This window comes from Enterobacter sp. 200527-13 (genome assembly GCF_027924865.1).
Classification (GTDB): domain Bacteria; phylum Pseudomonadota; class Gammaproteobacteria; order Enterobacterales; family Enterobacteriaceae; genus Enterobacter; species Enterobacter ludwigii.
The window spans coordinates 452,836-475,015 of sequence record NZ_BSCM01000003.1 but is presented as its reverse complement, the minus strand read 5'-3'; the positions used below and the strand labels follow the sequence as shown (position 1 = coordinate 475,015).

The following is a 22,180-nucleotide window of genomic DNA, read 5'->3' as shown; positions in this document are numbered from 1 at the left end:
CCTCATTGCCAGCCCCGATGGCGCTTGAGTTTTTATTTTTATTCACAGGCTGTGAATATATCAAGCATCCCGTACAAGCCCTTTTTCAATCACTCTCACCAGCCGTTGTTTCTTCGGCAGCTGCACCTCGACAACGCAGGCATTGCGCTTCTCGATTTGCTGCGCAATCGCCCATTCTATGTGTTCATCAAGAAGTGGGTGCTCACCTCTGCGACTTTCGAGCGCCTGAATATTGGCTTCATCCCAGGGCGCATTACCCAGCGCAACGGCGACATTTCGTAACCAGCGCAGATGCCCAATACGCCGAATGGCGGATCCTTCGGTGACTTTCAGGAACCAGGCCTCACTCCAGGCGAAGAGCTCGATAAGCTGAGGCGCATGAAGCGCTTTACGAGGACTGAAATCGTCTTCATCCGTAAGCTGCGAGTAACGATTCCAGGGGCAGATCAGCTGGCAGTCATCGCAGCCGTAGATACGGTTCCCGATAAGCGGACGGAATTCTTCCGGTATCGCCCCTTCGAGTTCAATGGTGAGATAGGAGATGCAGCGGCGCGCATCCACCGTATAAGGCTCAACGATGGCACCCGTCGGGCAAATGGTCATGCAGGCCACGCAGCGCCCGCAACCTTCCTCTACCGGACCATCTACCGGCAGCGGCAAATCTATGAGCAGTTCACCGAGGAAAAAGAACGATCCGGCGTCGCGGCTAAGGATAAGTGAGTGCTTACCTGTCCAGCCAAGCCCGGCTTTTTCTGCTATCGGGCGCTCAAGAACAGGCGCAGAGTCTACAAACGGTCTAAAATTCAGCGACACACAGTGCTGCTGAATAGTTTCCCCGAGTTTTTTTAAACGGTTACGCAGAAGCTTATGGTAATCACGGCCCAGGGCGTACCGGCTGACGTAACCAAGTGCGGGATTTTTTAACGTGCGAGCAAACGCCGCGTTGGCGGGCAGGTAGTTCATGCGTACGCTGATGACGCGTAATGTACCGGGCAACAGCTCGTGTGGGCGGGCACGCATCATGCCATGACGCGCCATCCACTCCATTTCGCCATGGTATTGTTTATTCAGCCATGCCTGCAGTTTCGGCTCGCTGGCGGAGAGGTCGGTATCGGTGATACCCACCTTCTGGAAGCCAAGCTCAGCACCCCACTGTTTAATTTTTTGCGCTAATTCATTGAGATCGAGGGGCTGTGACATGACGGACCATACTGTGAAGAAAAACCCCGAAAGTATACCACATTCCATCTGGCATGCGGATGACCTCCGGCACGCCGAAAAAGAGGCCGCAGACAGCCTCGGCATTACCCTGTATGAACTGATGCAACGCGCGGGCGAAGCGGCGTTTAACGTTACCCGCACGGCTTACCCTGAATCGTCGCATTGGCTGATTTTATGCGGACACGGCAATAACGGCGGTGACGGTTATGTTGTTGCCCGCCTGGCGGTTGCCGCCGGGATCCACGTGACGTTGCTGGCGCTGGAGAGCGATAAACCGCTGCCAGAAGAGGCCAGTGCGGCGCGGGAAGCCTGGCTGAACGCGGGCGGTGTTATTCATGCCACCGATATCGTCTGGCCGGAAGAGATTGATGTGATTATTGATGGCCTGCTGGGCACCGGGCTTCGCAGTGCGCCGCGCGACCCGGTTGCCACCCTGATTGCACGTGCCAATGCCCACAGCGCGCCGGTGGTGGCCCTGGATATACCTTCTGGACTGATGGCGCAAACCGGCACGACGCCGGGCGCGGTGATTCAGGCCGCGCACACCGTTGCCTTTATCGCCCTGAAACCGGGGCTGCTCACTGGTAAAGCGCGGGATGTCACGGGAACGTTGCACCATAACGCACTGGGGCTGGAGAGCTGGCTTGCCGGGCAGGAAACCCACGTTTCGCGCGTTGATGCTTCGCTGCTGGCACAGTGGCTACCGCCGCGCCGCCCGACGTCCCATAAAGGCGATCACGGCAGGCTGGTGATCATTGGAGGTGACCACGGTACGGCGGGGGCTATCCGCATGACGGGGGAAGCGGCATTGCGTTGCGGTGCCGGTTTAGTGCGGGTGCTGACGCGCATCGAAAATAGTGCGCCAATTATTACGGCCCGTCCGGAGCTGATGGTGCATGAATTGACGCCGCAGTCGCTTGAAGAGAGTCTCGAATGGGCGGATGTCGTGGTCATTGGCCCGGGGCTTGGGCAGCAGGCCTGGGGGAAACAGGCCCTGCAGAAGGTCGAGAATTTTCGTAAACCGATGCTGTGGGATGCAGACGCGCTGAACCTTCTGGCAATCAATCCTGATAAGCGTCACAATCGCATTCTGACGCCGCACCCCGGCGAAGCCGCGCGCCTGCTTAACTGCAGCGTGGCAGAAATTGAAAGCGATCGCTTACTTTCTGCCCGGCGTCTGGTAAAACGTTACGGAGGTGTTGCCGTTCTGAAAGGGGCAGGAACCGTTGTCGCCAGCGACGAGGCGCTGGGCATTGTCGATGCCGGAAATGCGGGGATGGCGAGCGGCGGAATGGGCGATGTGCTTTCCGGCATCATTGGCGCATTGCTTGGACAGAAACTTCCCCTTTATGATGCAGCCTGCGCTGGCTGCGTGGCCCATGGTGTCGCGGCGGATAAGCTGGCGGCACGTTACGGTACACGCGGAATGCTGGCCACCGATCTTTTTTGCACGCTACGGCGTGTTGTTAACCCGGATGTGATTGACGTAGAAAATGACTAATCGAGCGATTTCTTTACCTGATGAACAAGCCACTTTAGATCTTGGCAAACGCGTGGCACAGGCCTGTCAGGGGGCAACCGTCATTTATCTGTATGGTGATTTAGGTGCGGGTAAAACCACCTTCAGCCGGGGTTTTCTGCAGGCGTTAGGCCATAAAGGCAATGTGAAAAGCCCAACCTACACGCTGGTAGAACCGTACACCCTTGAAAATCTCATGGTGTACCACTTTGATTTATACCGCCTTGCGGATCCCGAGGAGCTGGAATTTATGGGGATCCGTGATTATTTTGCCAATGATGCCATCTGCCTGGTGGAGTGGCCGCAACAAGGTGCGGGTGTGTTGCCTGACCCGGATGTCGAAATTCACTTAGATTACCAGGCACAAGGGCGTGAGGCACGCATCAGTGCTGTTTCCTCATCAGGTAGTTCCTTACTGGCGCGTCTGGCCGGTTAAGCGTAGGGATGACGGGATGATTAGTCGCGTTAAAGGTTGGTTATTGGCTGCCACGGTGCTGCTGTGCGCGCAGGCCGGGGCGGCAAGCCTGTCGGATATTCAGGTGTCGAACGGCGAAAGCCAGGCCAGGATCACGTTCAGCTTTATGGGCGATCCGGAATATGCTTTTTCACAGCCAGACAGCCACAGCGTGGCGCTGGATATCAAACAAACCGGGGTTATCCAGGGGTTACCGCTCCAGTTCAGCGGCAATAATCTGGTTAAAAGCATTCGTTCCGGCTCGCCAAAAGATAGCCAGTCATTGCGTCTGGTGGTCGACCTAACCGAAAAGGGTAAAACCAGAGCGGTTAAGCAGCAAAACGGTGCGAATTATACGGTGGTCTTTACCATCAACGCTGACGCCCCTCCGCCGCCTCCGCCTCCACCGGTGGTGGCGAAACGCGTGGAAGAGCCGGTTTATACCCCGCGCCCCTCTGAACCGGCACGTAATCCGTTTAAAACGGACAGCGACCGCATTACCAGCGTTACCAGCAGCAATACCGTGACGCGGCCGGCGGCCAGCGCACGTCGCGCGGTCAGCGGTGATAAAGTGATTATCGCCATTGATGCGGGGCACGGCGGTCAGGATCCCGGCGCAATTGGTCCGGGCGGTACGCGGGAGAAAAATGTCACCATCGCGGTTGCCCGTAAGCTGCGGACGCTGCTAAACGACGATCCTATGTTTAAAGGCGTGCTGACGCGCGACGGCGATTACTTTATCTCGGTGATGGGCCGCTCGGATGTGGCACGTAAGCAAAATGCCAATTTCCTGGTGTCCATTCATGCGGATGCCGCGCCAAACCGTAACGCCACGGGAGCCTCAGTGTGGGTGCTGTCAAACCGTCGGGCGAACAGTGAAATGGCAAACTGGCTTGAAGAGCATGAGAAACAGTCCGAACTGTTAGGTGGAGCGGGTGATGTGCTGGCAAACAGCCAGGCCGATCCGTATCTCAGCCAGGCGGTGCTGGATTTACAATTCGGTCATTCCCAGCGCGTCGGGTATGATGTCGCCACAAATGTATTGAATCAGCTGCAGGGCATCGGGTCATTGCACAAGCGCCGTCCGGAGCATGCGAGCCTGGGCGTTCTGCGATCGCCGGATATTCCATCGATTCTGGTGGAAACAGGCTTTATCAGTAATAACGCTGAAGAACGCCTGCTGGGCAGCGACAGCTATCAGCAGCAAATTGCCGAAGCGATCTATAACGGTCTGCGTAAATACTTTGATGCGCATCCGCTGCAGTCCGCGCCACAGGGCGGTGCCGCCCAGACGGCCAGCGCAGCGCAGCCAGGTGAGATGACCGCGACCAACTAAGGAGAATTCATGCCGATTCAGGTTCTACCGCCGCAGCTCGCGAACCAAATCGCCGCCGGTGAGGTGGTGGAGCGCCCTGCATCGGTGGTGAAGGAGCTGGTAGAAAACAGTCTTGATGCGGGGGCCACCCGCATTGATATTGATATCGAACGCGGCGGCGCAAAGCTGATTCGCATTCGTGACAACGGCTGTGGAATTAAAAAAGACGAGCTGGCGCTAGCGCTGGCGCGTCATGCCACCAGTAAAATTGCCTCTCTTGATGACCTGGAAGCGATCATCAGCCTCGGTTTTCGCGGGGAAGCGCTGGCCAGTATCAGCTCTGTTTCCCGTCTCACGCTCACCTCTCGTACCGCTGAACAGCAGGAAGCCTGGCAGGCGTACGCCGAAGGGCGTGATATGGACGTGACGATTAAACCAGCGGCGCATCCGGTCGGTACGACGCTGGAAGTGCTGGATCTGTTTTATAACACCCCCGCCCGACGCAAGTTTATGCGTACCGAAAAAACCGAGTTTGGGCATATCGATGAGATCATTCGTCGCATTGCCCTGGCGCGGTTTGACGTGACCATTAACCTTAGCCATAACGGCAAAGTCATGCGCCAGTACCGCGCCGTGGCGGAAGGTGGGCAAAAAGAGCGCCGCTTGGGCGCTATCTGCGGCGTACCGTTCCTCGAGCACGCGCTGGCCATTGAGTGGCAGCATGGCGATCTGGCCATGCGCGGCTGGGTGGCTGACCCCAACGCGAGCAGCGCCGCCTTCGCTGAGATCCAGTATTGCTATGTGAACGGCCGCATGATGCGTGACCGCCTCATTAACCACGCCATTCGTCAGGCCTGTGAAGATAAACTGGGCGCAGATCAGCAACCGGCGTTTGTGCTCTATCTAGAAATCGATCCACACCAGGTGGACGTTAACGTCCATCCTGCCAAGCATGAAGTGCGGTTCCACCAGTCACGTCTGGTGCATGATTTTATCTATCAGGGCGTGCTGAGCGTATTGCAACAGCAGGCTGAACCGACGCTGCCGTTGGAAAAAGAAGAACCCGCCCCGCGCGCGTTTCCGGAAAACCGTGTTGCAGCGGGCCGGAACCATTTTGCTGAACCTGCCGTGGCGCGTGAGCCGGATGCCCCGCGTTTCTCTGCTGCGGGTAGCACACCGCGCCCAACGGGAGCGAACTATCCGAATGCCCAGCCTGGCTATCAAAAACAGCAGGGAGCGTTGTACCGGAAATTGCTGGAAACCCCCGCGGTGGAGCGCAAAGCGCCTGTCGCGGTGCCAGCGCCTTCGCTGGATGGCCACAGCCAGAGTTTTGGCCGGGTTCTGACGATTATCGCACCGGATATGGCGCTGCTGGAGCGCGAAGGCCACGTGATGCTTCTGGCATTGCCGGTGGCGGAACGCTGGCTTAAACAAGTGCAGCTTACGCCGGGTGAAAACGCGGCCTGTGCACAACCGCTGCTGATCCCCGTTCGGCTAAAAATATCCCCTGAAGAAACAGGGGTACTGCGTCGCGCAGAGGCCCTGTTGGCGCAGATGGGCATTGAAATGGTGCTCGAACCACAACATGTGACCATTCGCGCAGTGCCTTTACCCTTACGCCAACAAAATTTACAAAACTTGATTCCTGAACTGATAGGCTACCTGGCGCAGCAAACGTCGTTTGATGCCGCCAACACCGCGCAGTGGATCGCCCGCCATCTGGCAAGCGAACATGCGCCGTGGAGTATGGCGCAGGCCATTAGCGTGCTGGCGGAGGTTGAACGCCTTTGTCCGCATCTGGTGAAGACACCGCCAGGTGGGTTATTACAACCTGTTGATTTACAAACGGCGATGAATGCCCTGAAACATGATTGACGTAAGCAAGGCGAGCCTGCCAAAGGCGATTTTTTTAATGGGCCCCACGGCCTCCGGCAAAACGGCACTGGCCATTGAGTTGCGTAAAGTTTTGCCTGTAGAGTTGATTAGTGTCGATTCTGCCCTTATCTACCGAGGGATGGACATCGGCACGGCGAAGCCTGACGCAGACGAACTGCGTGCGGCACCGCATCGTTTGCTGGATATTCTCGACCCGGCTCAGGCATACTCCGCAGCGGATTTCCGCCGCGATGCATTAGCCGAGATGGCCGAGATAACGGCGGCGGGACGTATACCGCTGTTGGTTGGCGGAACCATGCTTTATTTCAAGGCGTTGCTGGAGGGGCTTTCACCTCTGCCATCAGCGGATCCGGAAGTAAGAGCAAAAATTGAGCAGCAGGCGGCAGAGCAGGGATGGGACGTTTTGCATAAGCAACTGGCCGAGATTGACCCGGTTGCCGCAGCACGGATCCATCCAAATGATCCGCAAAGGCTTTCCCGGGCACTGGAAGTTTTTTTCATTTCGGGTAAAACTTTAACGGAACTGACGCAAACGTCAGGAGACGCTCTGCCGTATCAGGTGCATCAGTTCGCCATCGCCCCGGCGAGCCGTGAACTGCTCCATCAACGAATTGAGCAGCGTTTTCATCAGATGTTAGCTTCAGATTTTGAAGCAGAAGTGCGGGCGCTATTTGCCCGTGGAGATTTGCATACGGATATGCCTTCCGTTCGTTGTGTGGGATACCGCCAGATGTGGTCATATCTTGAAGGCGAGATTTCATATGATGAAATGGTTTATCGAGGTGTTTGCGCCACGAGACAGTTAGCGAAGCGCCAGATCACCTGGTTGCGCGGTTGGGACGGTGTTCACTGGTTAGACAGTGAAAAACCGCAACAGGCGTTAAACGAAGTGATTGAGGTTGTTGGTGATATCGCTCACTGAATGTGTACAATTGAGTCGTATCGTGCGCAATTTTTCAGAATCGCAAGGTTCTAAGTACAAAACAAGCATATAAGGAAAAGATAGAATGGCTAAGGGGCAATCTTTACAAGATCCGTTCCTGAACGCATTGCGTCGGGAACGTGTTCCAGTTTCTATTTATTTGGTGAATGGTATTAAGCTGCAAGGTCAGATTGAATCTTTCGATCAGTTCGTGATCCTGTTGAAAAACACGGTCAGTCAGATGGTCTATAAGCACGCTATTTCTACAGTTGTTCCGTCTCGTCCGGTATCCCATCACAGCAATAACACTGGCGGCGGCACGGGTAGTAACTACCATCATGGCAGCAGCGCGCAGGGTTCTTCTTCTCCTGCGCAGGACAGCGAAGATACCGAATAAGGTTTCGGGCTGTTATCCACACGGGGAGCCAGGGATCCTGCGTTCCCCGCTGATCTTTTTTGAGGAATTTACGCTTGTTTGACCGTTATGATGCCGGTGAGCAGGCGGTGCTGGTACACATCTATTTTACGCAAGACAAAGATATGGAAGACCTCCAGGAGTTTGAATCTCTGGTCTCTTCCGCCGGTGTCGAAGCAATGCAGGTGATTACCGGTAGCCGTAAAGCGCCGCACCCAAAGTATTTTGTTGGTGAAGGTAAAGCAGTTGAAATTGCGGATGCCGTAAAAGCAACCGGCGCGTCAGTCGTGTTGTTTGATCATGCGCTGTCTCCGGCTCAGGAACGTAACCTGGAACGTCTTTGCGAATGCCGTGTTATCGATCGCACGGGTTTGATTTTAGATATTTTCGCTCAACGTGCGCGTACTCACGAAGGTAAGCTGCAGGTTGAGCTGGCGCAGTTGCGCCATCTGGCAACGCGGCTTGTGCGTGGCTGGACCCACCTTGAAAGACAAAAGGGCGGGATTGGTTTGCGCGGTCCGGGTGAGACCCAGCTTGAAACCGACCGCCGTCTGTTGCGTGGCCGTATTACCCAGATCCTTTCACGTCTGGAACGCGTTGAAAAACAGCGTGAGCAAGGACGTCGGGCGCGATCGAAAGCTGACATCCCGACGGTGTCGCTGGTGGGGTATACCAACGCCGGTAAATCCACCCTGTTTAACCAGATTACTGAGGCCCAGGTTTATGCCGCAGACCAGCTGTTTGCGACCCTGGACCCCACATTGCGTCGTATTGACGTCGCCGACGTCGGTGAAACGGTGCTGGCGGATACCGTAGGGTTTATCCGTCACCTGCCGCATGACCTGGTGGCTGCGTTTAAAGCCACCCTGCAGGAGACGCGTCAGGCGACCCTGCTGCTGCACGTCATTGATGCTGCAGACGTTCGCTTGCAGGAGAACATCGACGCGGTAAACGTGGTGCTCGACGAGATCGACGCCGACGACATCCCAACGCTGTTGGTGATGAACAAGATCGATATGCTGGAGGATTTTGAGCCGCGTATCGACCGAGATGAAGAGAACAAACCGATTCGGGTCTGGCTTTCCGCTCAGACCGGTATTGGTGTGCCACTGCTTTTCCAGGCTTTGACAGAACGTCTTTCCGGTGAGGTAGCCCAGCACACGCTGCGATTGCCGCCACAGGAAGGCAGGCTGCGCAGCCGGTTTTATCAGCTTCAGGCGATAGAAAAAGAGTGGATGGAGGATGACGGCAGCGTGGGGATGCAGGTGCGTTTGCCGATCGTTGACTGGCGTCGCCTCTGTAAACAAGAACCTGCGCTGGTCGACTATATCGTCTGATCAGAAAGGGGATGCCTGAATAATTCGCCCTTGCATAACAAATATGGAGCATATACATGGCGTGGAATCAGCCCGGTAATAACGGACAAGACCGCGACCCGTGGGGAAGCAGCAATAATCAAGGCGGCAACTCTGGGGGAAATGGCAACAAAGGTGGTCGCGAGCAGGGGCCGCCGGATCTGGATGATATCTTCCGCAAGCTAAGCAAGAAGCTTGGTGGCCTTGGCGGAGGTAAAGGTTCTGGCTCTGGTGGGGGTTCCACTCAGGGGCCGCGCCCGCAGTTAGGGGGCCGCGTGGTGGGCATTGTTGCCGCTGCCGTGGTGATCATCTGGGCTGCCAGCGGGTTCTACACCATTAAAGAAGCGGAACGCGGTGTGGTCACCCGTTTCGGGAAGTTCAGCCATCTGGTTGAGCCAGGTCTGAACTGGAAACCGACTTTCATTGACGACGTGACCGCGGTGAACGTGGAGTCTGTGCGTGAACTGGCGGCCTCCGGCGTGATGCTGACCTCCGACGAGAACGTTGTGCGCGTTGAGATGAACGTCCAGTACCGCGTCACCGATCCGCAGCACTACCTGTTTAGCGTGACCAGTGCAGATGACAGTCTGCGCCAGGCCACAGACAGTGCGCTGCGCGGTGTGATCGGTAAATACACCATGGACCGCATTCTGACCGAAGGTCGTACCGTTATTCGTAGCGATACCCAGCGTGAGCTGGAAGAGACCATTCGCCCGTACAACATGGGTATCACCCTGCTGGACGTCAACTTCCAGGCTGCTCGTCCGCCGGAAGAGGTGAAGGCCGCGTTTGATGACGCGATTGCCGCCCGTGAAAACGAACAACAGTACATCCGTGAAGCGGAAGCGTACACCAACGAAGTTCAGCCACGTGCTAACGGTCAGGCGCAGCGTATTCTTGAAGAAGCGCGTGCGTATAAAACTCAGACCGTCCTGGAAGCTCAGGGTGAAGTGGCGCGTTTCGCGAAGATTTTGCCAGAATATAAAGCGGCTCCGGAGATTACCCGTGAACGTCTTTATATTGAGACCATGGAAAAAGTGCTGAGCCATACGCGTAAGGTACTGGTTAACGACAGCAAAGGTGGAAACCTGATGGTACTGCCGTTGGATCAGATGCTGAAAGGCGGTTCGGCGCCGGCGGCAAAGGCGGATACCAGCGGTGCCAACAACCTGCTGCGTCTGCCACCTGCGGCATCCGGTAGCTCAAGCGCCACAACCACGCCTTCTTCGAACGATGGTGACATTATGGACCAACGCCGTGCTAACGCGCAGCGTAACGACTACCAGCGTCAGGGGGAATAAGGATGCGTAAGTCAGTTATTGCGATCATCATCATCGTATTGGTCGTGCTTTATACCTCTATCTTTGTGGTGAAAGAGGGCGAGCGTGGAATTACCCTGCGTTTTGGTAAAGTTCTGCGCGACAGCGAGAACAAGCCGCTGGTGTTTGAGCCGGGCCTGCACTTTAAAATGCCACTGATTGAATCGGTGAAAACGCTCGACGCCCGTATCCAGACCATGGATAACCAGGCCGACCGTTTCGTGACTAAAGAGAAGAAAGACCTGATCGTTGATTCCTACATCAAATGGCGTATCAGTGATTTCAGCCGCTACTACCTGGCAACGGGCGGTGGCGACGTTTCTCAGGCGGAAGTGCTGTTGAAACGTAAGTTCTCTGACCGTCTGCGCTCTGAGATTGGTCGTCTGGATGTGAAAGACATCGTCACCGACTCCCGTGGTCGTCTGACGCTGGAAGTGCGTGATGCGCTGAACTCCGGTTCTGCAGGAACCGAAGACGAAGTCACCACCCCGGCAGCGGATGATGCCATTGCCAAAGCGGCAGAACGCGTTCAGGCTGAAACCAACGGCAAAGTGCCGGTGATCAACCCGAACAGTATGGCTGCTCTGGGTATCGAAGTGGTCGACGTCCGTATCAAGCAGATCAACCTGCCAGCGGAAGTGTCCGAGGCGATTTACAACCGTATGCGCGCCGAGCGTGAAGCGGTAGCCCGTCGTCATCGTTCACAAGGTCAGGAAGAGGCGGAGAAACTGCGTGCGGCAGCGGATTACGAAGTGACCAAGACGCTGGCAGAATCTGAGCGTCAGGGCCGTATTCTGCGCGGTGAAGGGGATGCCGAAGCGGCAAAACTGTTTGCCGATGCCTTCAGCCAGGATCCCGACTTCTACGCCTTTATCCGTAGCCTGCGTGCTTACGAGAACAGCTTCCAGAGCAACCAGGATGTGATGGTGCTCAGCCCGGACAGCGATTTCTTCCGTTACATGAAGACGCCGGCTAACGCAACGCGATAAACTCAGGCCAGTTTGAGTATTCAAACCACCGCTCTCAACGGAGCGGTGGTTTTCTTTTATAAGGATGAAAAATGAATTCAACGATTTGGCTTGCGCTGGCCCTGGTTCTGGTGCTGGAAGGCCTTGGACCGATGCTTTATCCGCGTGCATGGCGTCGGATGATAGCCTCTCTGAGCCAGTTGCCGGATAATATTTTGCGTCGATTTGGGGGCGGACTTGTGGTTGCCGGCATCGTTATCTACTACATGTTGAGGAAAACGATTGGCTGATCAAAAAGTAATCTGGTTTGGCGTATTTTGAGGTCAAAAAGTGCTGTATATCTGAAAAAGCGATGGTAGAATCCATTTTTAAGCAAACGGTGATTTTGAAAAAAATGGGTAACAACGTCGTCGTACTGGGCACCCAATGGGGTGACGAAGGTAAAGGGAAGATTGTTGATCTTCTGACTGAACGGGCTAAATATGTTGTACGCTACCAGGGCGGTCACAACGCAGGCCATACTCTCGTAATCAACGGTGAAAAAACCGTCCTCCATCTTATTCCATCAGGCATTCTTCGCGAAAACGTCACCAGCATCATCGGTAACGGCGTTGTGCTGTCTCCGGCTGCTCTGATGAAAGAGATGAAAGGTCTGGAAGACCGTGGTATCCCCGTTCGCGAGCGTCTGCTGCTCTCCGAAGCCTGCCCGCTGATCCTTGATTATCACGTGGCGCTGGACGTAGCGCGCGAAAAAGCGCGTGGCGCGAAAGCGATTGGCACGACCGGTCGTGGTATCGGCCCGGCTTATGAAGACAAAGTTGCTCGTCGCGGTCTGCGCGTGGGCGATCTGTTTGATAAAGAGACGTTCGCTGAAAAACTGAAAGAAGTGATGGAATATCACAACTTCCAGCTGGTGAACTTCTATAAAGCTGACGCTGTTGACTACCAGAAAGTGCTGGATGACGTCATGGCGATTGCTGACATTCTGACCGGTATGGTTGTTGATGTGTCCGATCTGCTGGACCAGGCGCGCAAGCGTGGCGATTTCGTCATGTTCGAAGGTGCGCAGGGTACGCTGCTGGACATCGACCACGGTACCTATCCGTACGTCACCTCCTCTAACACCACCGCAGGTGGCGTTGCGACCGGTTCTGGTCTGGGTCCACGTTATGTGGATTACGTTCTGGGCATCATCAAAGCTTACTCCACTCGCGTGGGTGCGGGTCCATTCCCGACTGAGCTGTTTGATGAAACCGGCGAGTTCCTGTGCAAGCAGGGTAACGAGTTTGGCGCGACCACCGGTCGTCGTCGTCGTACCGGCTGGCTGGACGTGGTAGCCGTGCGTCGCGCAGTACAGATTAACTCCCTGTCTGGTTTCTGCCTGACCAAACTGGACGTGCTGGACGGTCTGAAAGAGGTGAAACTCTGCGTAGGCTACCGTATGCCTGATGGTCGCGAAGTGACCACCACTCCGCTGGCTGCGGATGACTGGAAAGGCATCGAGCCAATCTACGAAACCATGCCAGGCTGGTCTGAAACGACGTTCGGTGTGAAAGAGCGTAGCGGTCTGCCACAGGCAGCACTGAATTACATCAAGCGTATTGAAGAACTGACCGAAGTGCCGATCGACATTATCTCTACCGGCCCTGATCGTACTGAAACGATGATCCTGCGCGACCCGTTCGACGCATAATCTTCGTGACTGCTGGCCTGCGGGACAACCCGCAGGCTGGATACGCGTCGCGCCATCCGGCGAACGCTCCTCGATCTCCGCTTTTTCGCCCCGTCTGTCAAATAAATTAGCCGCTTACTATCTGGCTGGTTTATCATCATTAATGAATATCTGTGCGGTTTATCCGCGTTTTCCCTTTTTCCTGAGGTTGATGTGCAGTTAACAAGTTTCACCGATTACGGCTTACGCGCGCTGATTTACATGGCGTCGTTACCCGATGGGAAAATGACCAGTATCTCTGAGGTTACAGAGGTATACGGTGTGTCCCGTAATCATATGGTCAAAATAATCAATCAACTTAGTCGTGCCGGATACGTTGCTGCCGTCCGCGGGAAGAATGGTGGGATCCGTCTCGGTAAACCGGCGCAGAGTATTCGTGTTGGGGATGTGGTACGTGAACTGGAGCCGTTGTCTCTGGTGAACTGCAGCAGCGCGTTCTGCCACATTACGCCCGCTTGTCGCCTTAAACAGGCACTTTCTCTGGCCGTGCAAAGTTTTCTCAAGGAACTGGATAACTACACGCTGGCCGATTTGGTAGAAGAGAATCAACCACTTTATAAATTATTGCTGGTGGAATGAAGAAAATTTCCACCGGAGCTGACAACGGAGGAACCGATATGTCACATGATCCTTTCCAGGAACGCGAAGCCGAAAAATACGCGAATCCTATCCCCAGCCGCGAGTTCATCATTGAACACTTAACAAAACGCGAAAAACCCGCCAATCGTGAAGAACTTGCCGTTGAATTAAACATTGAAGGTGAAGAGCAAATTGAAGCCCTTCGCCGCCGCCTGCGCGCGATGGAGCGCGACGGGCAACTGGTCTTTACCCGCCGTCAGTGCTATGCGCTTCCCGAACGTCTTGACCTGCTGAAAGGCACCGTCATCGGCCACCGTGATGGCTATGGCTTCCTGCGCGTAGAAGGCCGTAAAGACGATCTTTATCTTTCCTCTGAGCAGATGAAGATGTGCATTCACGGTGACCAGATCCTGGCGCAGCCGCTGGGCGCAGACCGTAAAGGCCGCCGCGAAGCGCGCGTGGTGCGTGTCCTGGTCCCTAAAACCAGCCAGATTGTTGGCCGCTACTTTACCGACGCTGGCGTGGGCTTTGTGGTGCCGGACGACAGCCGCCTGAGCTTCGATATCCTGATCCCGCCTGAAGAGGTGATGGGTGCCCGTATGGGCTTTGTGGTGGTGGTTGAACTCACCCAGCGTCCTACCCGACGCACCAAGGCGGTCGGGAAAATCGTCGAAGTGTTAGGCGATAACATGGGCACCGGCATGGCCGTTGATATGGCGCTGCGTACTCATGAAATTCCTTACGTCTGGCCGAAAGCGGTTGAAGAGCAGGTTGTCGGCCTGAAAGAAGACGTGCCGGAAGAGTCCAAAGTGGGCCGCGTGGATCTGCGCGATCTGCCGCTGGTGACTATTGATGGTGAAGATGCCCGCGACTTCGATGATGCCGTTTATTGCGAGAAAAAACGCGGCGGCGGCTGGCGTCTGTGGGTTGCCATCGCTGACGTAAGCTATTACGTGCGCCCGCATACTCCGCTGGATAACGAAGCGCGCAGCCGTGGAACGTCGGTCTACTTCCCGTCGCAGGTAATCCCGATGCTGCCGGAAGTCTTGTCTAACGGCCTGTGCTCCCTGAACCCGCAGGTTGACCGCCTGTGCATGGTCTGCGAGATGACCATCTCCACCAAAGGGCGCTTAACGGGTTACAAATTCTACGAAGCGGTAATGAGCTCCCATGCGCGCCTGACCTACACCAAGGTCTGGCATATGCTGCAGGGCGATCAGGATCTGCGTGAGCAGTATGCGCCGCTGGTGAAACACATCGAAGAGCTGCATAACCTCTACAAAACGCTGGATCAGGCGCGTGAAGAGCGCGGCGGGATCTCGTTTGAGAGCGAAGAGGCGAAGTTCATCTTTAACGCTGAACGCCGCATTGAACGTATTGAGCAGACCCAGCGTAACGATGCCCATAAGCTGATTGAAGAGTGTATGATTCTGGCAAACATCTCGGCGGCACGTTTCGTTGAGAAAGCCAAAGAACCTGCGCTGTTCCGTATTCACGATAAACCGTCGACCGAAGCCATCACTGCGTTCCGCTCCGTGCTGGCTGAACTGGGTCTGGAACTGCCTGGCGGTAACAAGCCAGAGCCGCGTGATTATGCTGAATTGCTGGAGTCGATTGGCGATCGCCCGGATGCGGAAATGCTGCAGACCATGCTGCTGCGTTCCATGAAGCAGGCGATTTACGATCCGGAAAACCGCGGTCACTTCGGTCTGGCGCTGCAGTCTTACGCCCACTTTACCTCACCGATCCGTCGTTATCCGGACCTTTCCCTGCACCGCGCGATCAAGTATCTGCTGGCGCAGGAGCAGGGTCATAAAGGTAATACGACCGAAACCGGTGGCTACCATTATTCAATGGAAGAGATGCTACAACTCGGTCAGCACTGTTCCATGGCCGAACGTCGTGCAGATGAAGCGACGCGCGACGTGGCAGACTGGCTGAAGTGTGACTTTATGCTGGACCAGGTGGGTAACGTCTTTAAAGGCGTGATTGCCAGCGTCACCGGCTTTGGTTTCTTCGTCCGTCTGGATGAACTGTTTATCGACGGTCTGGTGCATGTCTCCAGCCTGGATAACGACTACTACCGTTTCGACCAGGTCGGGCAGCGCCTGATTGGCGAATCTGGCGGCCAGACCTATCGTCTTGGCGATCGCGTGGAAGTGAAGGTCGAAGCCGTTAATATGGACGACCGTAAAATCGACTTTAGCCTGATCTCCAGCGAGCGTGCCCCGCGTAATGTGGGTAAAACGGCGCGTGAAAAGACGAAAAAAGGGGGCAACGGCAACAGCGGTGGCAAACGTCGTCAGGCGGGTAAGAAGGTAAACTTCGAGCCAGACAGCGCGTTCCGCGGTGAGAAGAAACAGAAGCCGAAGGCCGCAAAGAAAGAGGCCCGGAAGGCGAAAAAGCCGTCCACCAAAACGCAGAAAATTGCGGCTGCCACCAGGGCAAAGCGCGCAGCGAAGAAACAGCAGGCGGAGTAATTCTCCCCCTCAACCTGACCCTCTCTCCTGCGGAGAGAGGGAAAAGAAAAGACAGAACGAGAACCATCAATGAGTGAAATGATTTACGGCATCCACGCGGTGCAGGCCCTGCTGGAGCGCGCACCGGAGCGTTTTCAGGAAGTGTTTATTCTGAAAGGGCGTGAAGACAAACGTCTGATGCCGCTGATCCACGCCCTGGAAGCACAAGGTGTCGTGATCCAGCTGGCGAACCGCCAGTTCCTGGATGAGAAAAGTGAAGGTGCCGTTCACCAGGGCATTATTGCCCGCGTTAAGCCAGGTCGTCAGTATCAGGAAAACGATCTGCCGGATCTTATCGCCGGGCTGGAAAATCCATTCTTCCTGATCCTTGACGGCGTGACCGACCCGCACAACCTTGGCGCATGTCTGCGAAGCGCAGATGCGGCAGGTGTTCATGCGGTTATCGTGCCGAGGGATCGCTCTGCACAGCTTAACGCGACGGCGAAGAAAGTGGCCTGTGGCGCAGCGGAAAACGTACCGTTGATCCGCGTCACCAACCTGGCGCGCACCATGCGTATGCTGCAGGAAGAGAATATCTGGATCGTCGGTACCGCGGGTGAAGCGGATCATACTCTGTATCAGAGCAAGATGACCGGCCGTCTGGCCCTGGTGATGGGTGCTGAGGGCGAAGGTATGCGCCGTCTGACCCGTGAGCATTGCGATGAGCTGATCAGCATTCCAATGGCGGGCAGCGTGTCGTCTCTGAACGTCTCCGTGGCAACAGGTATCTGCCTGTTTGAAGCGGTACGTCAGCGCGGGGAATAAACAGCAAGGCCGTCCTGAGGACGGCCTTTCGTATTTTCTGTGGGAGAGTCACCAGACGGTGAAAAACTCACTCCTCCAGTGACCGCAAATGGTCATCCTTCCTGAGCGTCATTAGCGCGAAGATACTCACTACCGCCGTCGCCATGACGTAATAAGCCGGAATATCCAGGTTGCCCGTCTCTTTAATCAGCCCGGTAATAATCAGCCCCGCACAGCCCGAGAAAAGGGCGTTCGACAGGGAATAAGCCAGCCCAAGCCCGGTATACCGTACGCGCGTCGGGAACATCTCTGAGAGCATCGCCGGCCCGGGACCTGCCAGCATCCCCACCAGACCACCCGCAATCAGCACCACCAGCGCTTTGATGGCCAGCGTGCTGGACTCCGCCTGTAAAACCTTCAGCAGCGGCAGGGCAAGGAGCAGCAGCAACGTGGTGGCGACGATCATCACCGTGCGGCGTCCGATTTTGTCGCTCAGGATCCCGGACGGAATAATCGTCAGCGCAAAACCGATATTCGAAATCACCGCAATCAACAGCGCCTGGTTAAACCCGGTATGCAGCGCCGACTGCAGATAGGTGGGCATTATCACCAGATAGGTATAACCCGCCGCTGACCAGACCATCACCCGGCCAATGCCCATCACAATGGCGTTGAGCGTGGCGACGGTATCAGCCTGAGCGGCAACCGGCTTTTCCTGCTGTTGCACAAAGCTTGGCGTCTCTTCCATACTCACCCGCAGCCACAGCGCCACCACACCCATCGGTAATGCCAGGAAGAACGGGATGCGCCAGCCCCAGTCATGCAGGGCTTCCGGTGTCAGAAGGGCAGAGAGCAGTGCGACAATGCCAGCGCCTGCTAACAGGCCCAGCGCGACGGTAAATGACTGCCATGCACCGTAGAGGCCCCGCTTGCCGCGTGGGGCAAACTCGGTCATCAGCGAGACGGCGCCGCCATACTCACCACCGGCGAACAATCCCTGCAGGATGCGCAGCAGCGTGATAATCAGCGGGGCGGCAATGCCGATGCTGGCATAGACCGGCACAATACCGATTGCGGCGGTGGCCAGCGTCATCAGCACCAGTACAATAATCAGCGTCGGTTTTCGGCCTATCCGGTCACCTATTCTGCCAAACACAACCGCGCCCAGCGGGCGGAAGAAGAAGGCGATGGCAAAGGAAGCGTAGGTGAGGATCAGGCTGGTCAGCCCCGCGTCCCCCTCAAGCTGGAAGAAGTTCTTCGCAATTACGGTCGCCAGAAAACCATAGACCGCAAACTCATACCACTCGATAAAGTTACCAATGGAGCCTGCAATTAATGCACGCTTATGCACATCCGGTTGCATAACGTTCCTCACTGAAAGGGGGGTAAGAATAAATTATTCAACAAAAGCGAATGCGCGAAATAGTTTATTCTTATGTTCTGTGAGCTATTTCACGAATGATATCAGCGGGATCGTCATCGTGTGACCTCACTCCCATGCAGCGTGCACGTGGCCTGTCCATACTTATCTTCATTGCCACTGAAGGAGGGAGACAGCATGCACTGGCAGACCCATACCGTTTTTAATCAACCTGCACCGCTCTCAAACAGCAACCTTTTCCTCTCTGATTGCGCTCTGCGTGACGCGGTTGTTCGCGAAGGCGCCGAGTGGGATATCGAGCTTCTTGCCAGCATCGGCCAGCAGTTAGGAACCGCGGAATCGCTGGAACTGGGCAGGCTGGCGAACGTTAATCCGCCGGAGTTATTACGCTATGACGCCACCGGGGAGCGACTGGATGATGTTCGCTTTCATCCCGCATGGCACCTCTTAATGCAGGGACTTTGCGCCAACCGTGTCCATAACCTGGCGTGGGAAGAGGAGGCGCGCAAAGGCGCGTTTGTCGCCAGAGCTGCACGTTTTGTCCTGCACGCTCAGGTAGAAGCGGGCACGCTTTGCCCTGTCACCATGACCTTTGCTGCTACACCGCTGCTGCAACAGGCGCTGCCCGAGCCGTTCCGTGACTGGATCACGCCGTTAATGAGCGATCGTTACGATCCTCATCTTGCCCCAGGGGCGCAAAAGCGCGGCCTGCTGATTGGCATGGGGATGACAGAAAAACAGGGCGGCTCGGACGTACTCAGCAATACCACCAAAGCGGAAAAGTGCAGTGACGGCAGCTACCGGCTTATCGGGCATAAATGGTTTTTCTCTGTGCCGCAAAGCGATGCGCATCTGGTGCTGGCCCAGGCGAAAGGGGGGCTGTCCTGCTTTTTTGTTCCACGCTTTTTGCCTGACGGGCAACGCAATGCCGTACGTCTGGAGCGGCTGAAAGAGAAGCTCGGCAACCGCTCTAACGCCAGCAGCGAAGCGGAATTCCTGGATGCGTCCGGCTGGCTGCTGGGGGAGGAAGGAGAAGGGGTACGCCAGATCCTCCGAATGGGCGGCCTGACGCGGTTTGACTGCGCGCTGGGCAGTCATGGGCTGATGCGTCGGGCTTTATCCGTGGCGCTTTACCATGCGCATCAACGCCAGACGTTTGGTAAAAACCTTATCGACCAGCCGCTCATGCGCGATGTGCTGAGCCGCATGGCGCTGATGCTGGAGGGCCAGACGGCACTGTTGTTCCGTCTGGCCCGGGCGTGGGACAGGCGTGCCGATCCTCAGGAGGCCGCCTGGGCACGGCTTTTCACCCCCGCGGCGAAATACAGCGTCTGCAAAGCGGGTATCCCGTTTGCGGCGGAAGCCATGGAAGTGCTCGGCGGCACAGGCTACTGCGAGGAGAGTGAGCTTCCCCGTTTGTACCGTGAGATGCCCGTGAACAGCATCTGGGAAGGGTCCGGCAATATTATGTGCCTGGACGTTCTGCGTGTTCTGACGAAGCAATCCGGCATCCTCGACCTGCTTGTGGATGATTTTGCCCAGGTAAAAGGGCAGGACAGGCACTTCGATCGCAGCTGGCGTCAGCTTCAGCAAAAACTGCGAAAACCGCAGGAGGCGCAGGGGCGGGAGATTACGCAGCAGCTTTTCCTGCTGGGGGCCGGAAGTCAGATGCTGCGGCACGCATCGCCACCCGTGGCGCAGGCGTGGTGCCGCATGATGCTTGATACCCGTGGCGGTACGCTGATGAGCGAGCAGGTGCAAAATGACCTGCTGTTGCGTGCCACGGGCAGGGTTGGCTAACTCTTTAGCTGGAACAGGCTCACCAGTTGGGTGAGGTGTGAGCCTTTCTCACGCAGCGTGTGTGCGGTTTGTTCGCTGCGTAGGACGCGGTCGGCGTTGATGTGCGACGCTTCGCCAATGTGGGTCATGGCCAGATTAACCTGGCCTATTCCCGCGGATTGCTCGCGGGACGCATGGTTAATCTCCGTGACCAGCTTGTTGATGTTATCGATATGCACGATGATGGAATCCATCGCCAGACGCGTTTGTTCAGACAGCGCATGGCCTTCGCTGACTTTTCTAAGCGTATCACCGATGAGCTGTTCAATCTCCTTCACCGCGTTGGCACTGCGTCCTGCCAGCGCGCGTACTTCCTGCGCCACCACCGCAAAACCTTTTCCGTGCTCGCCTGCGCGGGCTGCTTCAACCGCTGCGTTAAGCGCCAGAATGTTGGTCTGAAAAGCGATGGATTCAATCACGCGCGTGATGTCTTCGATTCGCTTTGATGCTTCGCGAATATCATCCATGGTAGCGACAGCGTGGGTGACCGTCTCACCGCCCTGGTGTACCGCGCGCGACGTTTCGCCTACCAGTTGCTGCGTTTGTTCCATGTTGGCGGCATTTTGCTGCACGGTCGCGGCCAGTTGCTCCATGCTGGCAGACGTCTCTTCTACACTGCTGGCCTGCTTGTTAATCTGCCCGGAGATTTCTTCGCTATCGGATGCCAGCGCGTTGGTGCCCATATGGATCTCCGCTGCGGCCTCGCGCACCTGTAGAACAATTTTCTGCAGTCCCCCTCCAATACCGTTAATGGCATCGATGAGCTGACCGACCTCATCCTGGCGGGTCACGGGCAGGCTGGAGCGCAGATCGCCTGCGGCATACTGTCGGGCCAGGTGGATCACATTGCGCAATGGGCGTGTCAGTATGCGTCGTATAATGACCACAAACAGACCTGCGAAGAGCACTGACAGCACCACCCCTGCCAGCAGGAAGCGGTCGCGCATGGCGGTCACGCTTGAGAGCAGTACCGATTTATCCACTTCGCCGACAATGGCCCAGTTCCAGCCTGGCAGTGGCGTATACGCCATGGTCAGCGTGCGACCATCGGCACTGACGCGCTCCAGCGTGCCGGATTTATCACTCAACAGCTGTTGCTGGATAGCGCTATCCCACTCCGGTACTTTTCCCTCCGCGCTGGTGTGGAACAGATACTGCCCGCGCGTTTTGCCATGGCTGCGGTCCAGAACAAAGAAGTGACCGCTCTCGCCCAGTCGACGGTTGAGGATTTTCTCGCGCATGACGTTCCAGGAGTGAGTGATGTCCACACCTACAAAGATGATTGCAATGACCTGGCCGTCTGCGTTTTTAACCGGCTGGTATTGGGTGATGTAGCGCTTGCCGAACAGCAGCGCCAGACCGCGATAAACCTCGCCCCGGGTAACGGCGGCAAAGGCCGGGCTGGTGGTATCCAGAACGGTGCCCATTGCCCGCTCGCCGTTCTCTTTGCGCAGCGATGTGGCGACGCGCACAAAGTCGTTACCGCTACGCACAAACAGGGTCGAGATTGCCCCTGTCCGGCTCAGAAAATCGTCTGAAAGGGTATTGTTTTCATGTAGCCCGGTTTCCCCTCCTTTCAGGAGCGGAACGTTAATCCCGTTAATCGTCTGGGTTTGAGTGTTATCAACGCTCAGTGGCTGGGGCAAAAAGGTGGTAAACAGCCGGGTATAACTCTCGACCTCTTCACTCAGGCTGGTGTTAAACATCTGCACCATATCGACCATGCCGGTGGACTGATTATGCAGGTCTTCTATCGCGAGGGCTTCAAGCTGCTGGCTGGCTTTTTGGCTGAGCAGAAAAGTGAAAAACAGAAACAGGATGGCGACACTGGCACCGGTAAGCAGCGACAGCTTTGCACCCAGACCTGCACGACGGAAAAAGTTGATCATAAATTGCTCATCATTGAAAAGGTATGGCTTTTCAACGGCAGAGCAGAGATAACGTTTACTGGTTTAGTGTAACAAAATGTTATTTAATTGTTTTTAATTGGTTTGCTAAAAGA

Annotated in this window: 18 protein-coding genes; 15 read left to right on the top strand and 3 right to left on the bottom strand. The window is 56.0% G+C overall.

Features of this window, described 5'->3' with window-relative positions:
• Nucleotides 1-60: 60 nt before the first annotated feature.
• Complete coding sequence (gene queG, locus QMG44_RS14355) at nt 61-1,200, bottom strand: tRNA epoxyqueuosine(34) reductase QueG (RefSeq protein WP_086533157.1); 1,140 nt, start codon at nt 1,198-1,200, stop codon at nt 61-63.
• On the opposite strand from queG, the gene nnr reads away from it, so the two are divergent.
• The 14 genes from nnr to rlmB all read left to right on the top strand — a co-directional run bounded on the left by nnr (nt 1,199) and on the right by rlmB (nt 16,979).
• Nucleotides 1,199-2,722 (top strand): bifunctional ADP-dependent NAD(P)H-hydrate dehydratase/NAD(P)H-hydrate epimerase, encoded by a 1,524-nt coding sequence (nnr, locus tag QMG44_RS14350; RefSeq protein ID WP_040018457.1) that lies wholly within the window; start codon nt 1,199-1,201, stop codon nt 2,720-2,722. The genes queG and nnr overlap by 2 nt on opposite strands.
• Nucleotides 2,715-3,176 (top strand): tRNA (adenosine(37)-N6)-threonylcarbamoyltransferase complex ATPase subunit type 1 TsaE, encoded by a 462-nt coding sequence (gene tsaE / locus QMG44_RS14345; RefSeq protein WP_020882947.1) that lies wholly within the window; start codon nt 2,715-2,717, stop codon nt 3,174-3,176. The genes nnr and tsaE overlap by 8 nt, the downstream gene beginning before the upstream one ends.
• Before the next feature lie 16 nt (nt 3,177-3,192).
• A complete protein-coding gene (gene amiB, locus QMG44_RS14340; RefSeq protein WP_014168308.1) occupies nt 3,193-4,530 on the top strand; it encodes an N-acetylmuramoyl-L-alanine amidase AmiB in 1,338 nt (445 codons plus the stop codon).
• Between the two features lie 9 nt (nt 4,531-4,539).
• Nucleotides 4,540-6,384 carry a DNA mismatch repair endonuclease MutL gene (gene mutL / locus QMG44_RS14335; RefSeq protein WP_025206257.1) on the top strand — a complete coding sequence of 615 codons (1,845 nt, stop codon included), beginning with the start codon at nt 4,540-4,542 and terminating at the stop codon, nt 6,382-6,384.
• Nucleotides 6,377-7,327, top strand: a complete 951-nt coding sequence (gene miaA / locus QMG44_RS14330; RefSeq protein ID WP_014168310.1) for a tRNA (adenosine(37)-N6)-dimethylallyltransferase MiaA — start codon at nt 6,377-6,379, stop codon at nt 7,325-7,327. Before mutL ends, miaA begins: the two co-directional genes overlap by 8 nt.
• Before the next feature lie 85 nt (nt 7,328-7,412).
• Nucleotides 7,413-7,724, top strand: a complete 312-nt coding sequence (gene hfq, locus QMG44_RS14325; RefSeq protein WP_014168311.1) for an RNA chaperone Hfq — start codon at nt 7,413-7,415, stop codon at nt 7,722-7,724.
• A 74-nt stretch (nt 7,725-7,798) separates the two neighbouring features.
• Entirely contained in the window at nt 7,799-9,079 is a 1,281-nt protein-coding gene (hflX, locus tag QMG44_RS14320; protein WP_020882944.1) for a ribosome rescue GTPase HflX, read from the top strand.
• Nucleotides 9,080-9,135: 56 nt separating this feature from the next.
• Entirely contained in the window at nt 9,136-10,398 is a 1,263-nt protein-coding gene (gene hflK, locus QMG44_RS14315; RefSeq protein WP_014168313.1) for an FtsH protease activity modulator HflK, read from the top strand.
• 2 nt (nt 10,399-10,400) lie between these two features.
• A complete protein-coding gene (gene hflC / locus QMG44_RS14310) occupies nt 10,401-11,405 on the top strand; it encodes a protease modulator HflC (protein ID WP_014168314.1) in 1,005 nt (334 codons plus the stop codon).
• A gap of 71 nt (nt 11,406-11,476) precedes the next feature.
• The gene (locus tag QMG44_RS14305) at nt 11,477-11,674 is read left to right on the top strand and encodes a DUF2065 domain-containing protein (protein ID WP_014168315.1); all 198 of its coding nucleotides are present in this window, start codon (nt 11,477-11,479) and stop codon (nt 11,672-11,674) included.
• Nucleotides 11,675-11,778: 104 nt separating this feature from the next.
• Nucleotides 11,779-13,077: an adenylosuccinate synthase gene (locus tag QMG44_RS14300; RefSeq protein WP_025206256.1), complete on the top strand. Its 1,299-nt coding sequence runs from the start codon at nt 11,779-11,781 to the stop codon at nt 13,075-13,077.
• 192 nt (nt 13,078-13,269) lie between these two features.
• Nucleotides 13,270-13,695, top strand: a complete 426-nt coding sequence (nsrR, locus tag QMG44_RS14295; protein ID WP_014168317.1) for a nitric oxide-sensing transcriptional repressor NsrR — start codon at nt 13,270-13,272, stop codon at nt 13,693-13,695.
• Nucleotides 13,696-13,733: 38 nt separating this feature from the next.
• Nucleotides 13,734-16,175: a ribonuclease R gene (gene rnr / locus QMG44_RS14290; protein WP_041162388.1), complete on the top strand. Its 2,442-nt coding sequence runs from the start codon at nt 13,734-13,736 to the stop codon at nt 16,173-16,175.
• Nucleotides 16,176-16,244: 69 nt separating this feature from the next.
• Complete coding sequence (gene rlmB, locus QMG44_RS14285; RefSeq protein WP_014168319.1) at nt 16,245-16,979, top strand: 23S rRNA (guanosine(2251)-2'-O)-methyltransferase RlmB; 735 nt, start codon at nt 16,245-16,247, stop codon at nt 16,977-16,979.
• 67 nt (nt 16,980-17,046) lie between these two features.
• Here the strand turns inward: rlmB and QMG44_RS14280 are convergent, their stop codons facing one another.
• Nucleotides 17,047-18,321, bottom strand: a complete 1,275-nt coding sequence (locus QMG44_RS14280; RefSeq protein WP_050737598.1) for an MFS transporter — start codon at nt 18,319-18,321, stop codon at nt 17,047-17,049.
• 195 nt (nt 18,322-18,516) lie between these two features.
• Here QMG44_RS14280 and QMG44_RS14275 point away from each other — a divergent pair, with 195 nt between their 5' ends.
• Nucleotides 18,517-20,139 (top strand): isovaleryl-CoA dehydrogenase, encoded by a 1,623-nt coding sequence (locus tag QMG44_RS14275; protein ID WP_025206252.1) that lies wholly within the window; start codon nt 18,517-18,519, stop codon nt 20,137-20,139.
• Here QMG44_RS14275 and QMG44_RS14270 read toward each other — a convergent pair.
• Nucleotides 20,136-22,067: a methyl-accepting chemotaxis protein gene (locus QMG44_RS14270; protein ID WP_047355591.1), complete on the bottom strand. Its 1,932-nt coding sequence runs from the start codon at nt 22,065-22,067 to the stop codon at nt 20,136-20,138. The genes QMG44_RS14275 and QMG44_RS14270 overlap by 4 nt on opposite strands.
• Nucleotides 22,068-22,180: the final 113 nt, after the last annotated feature.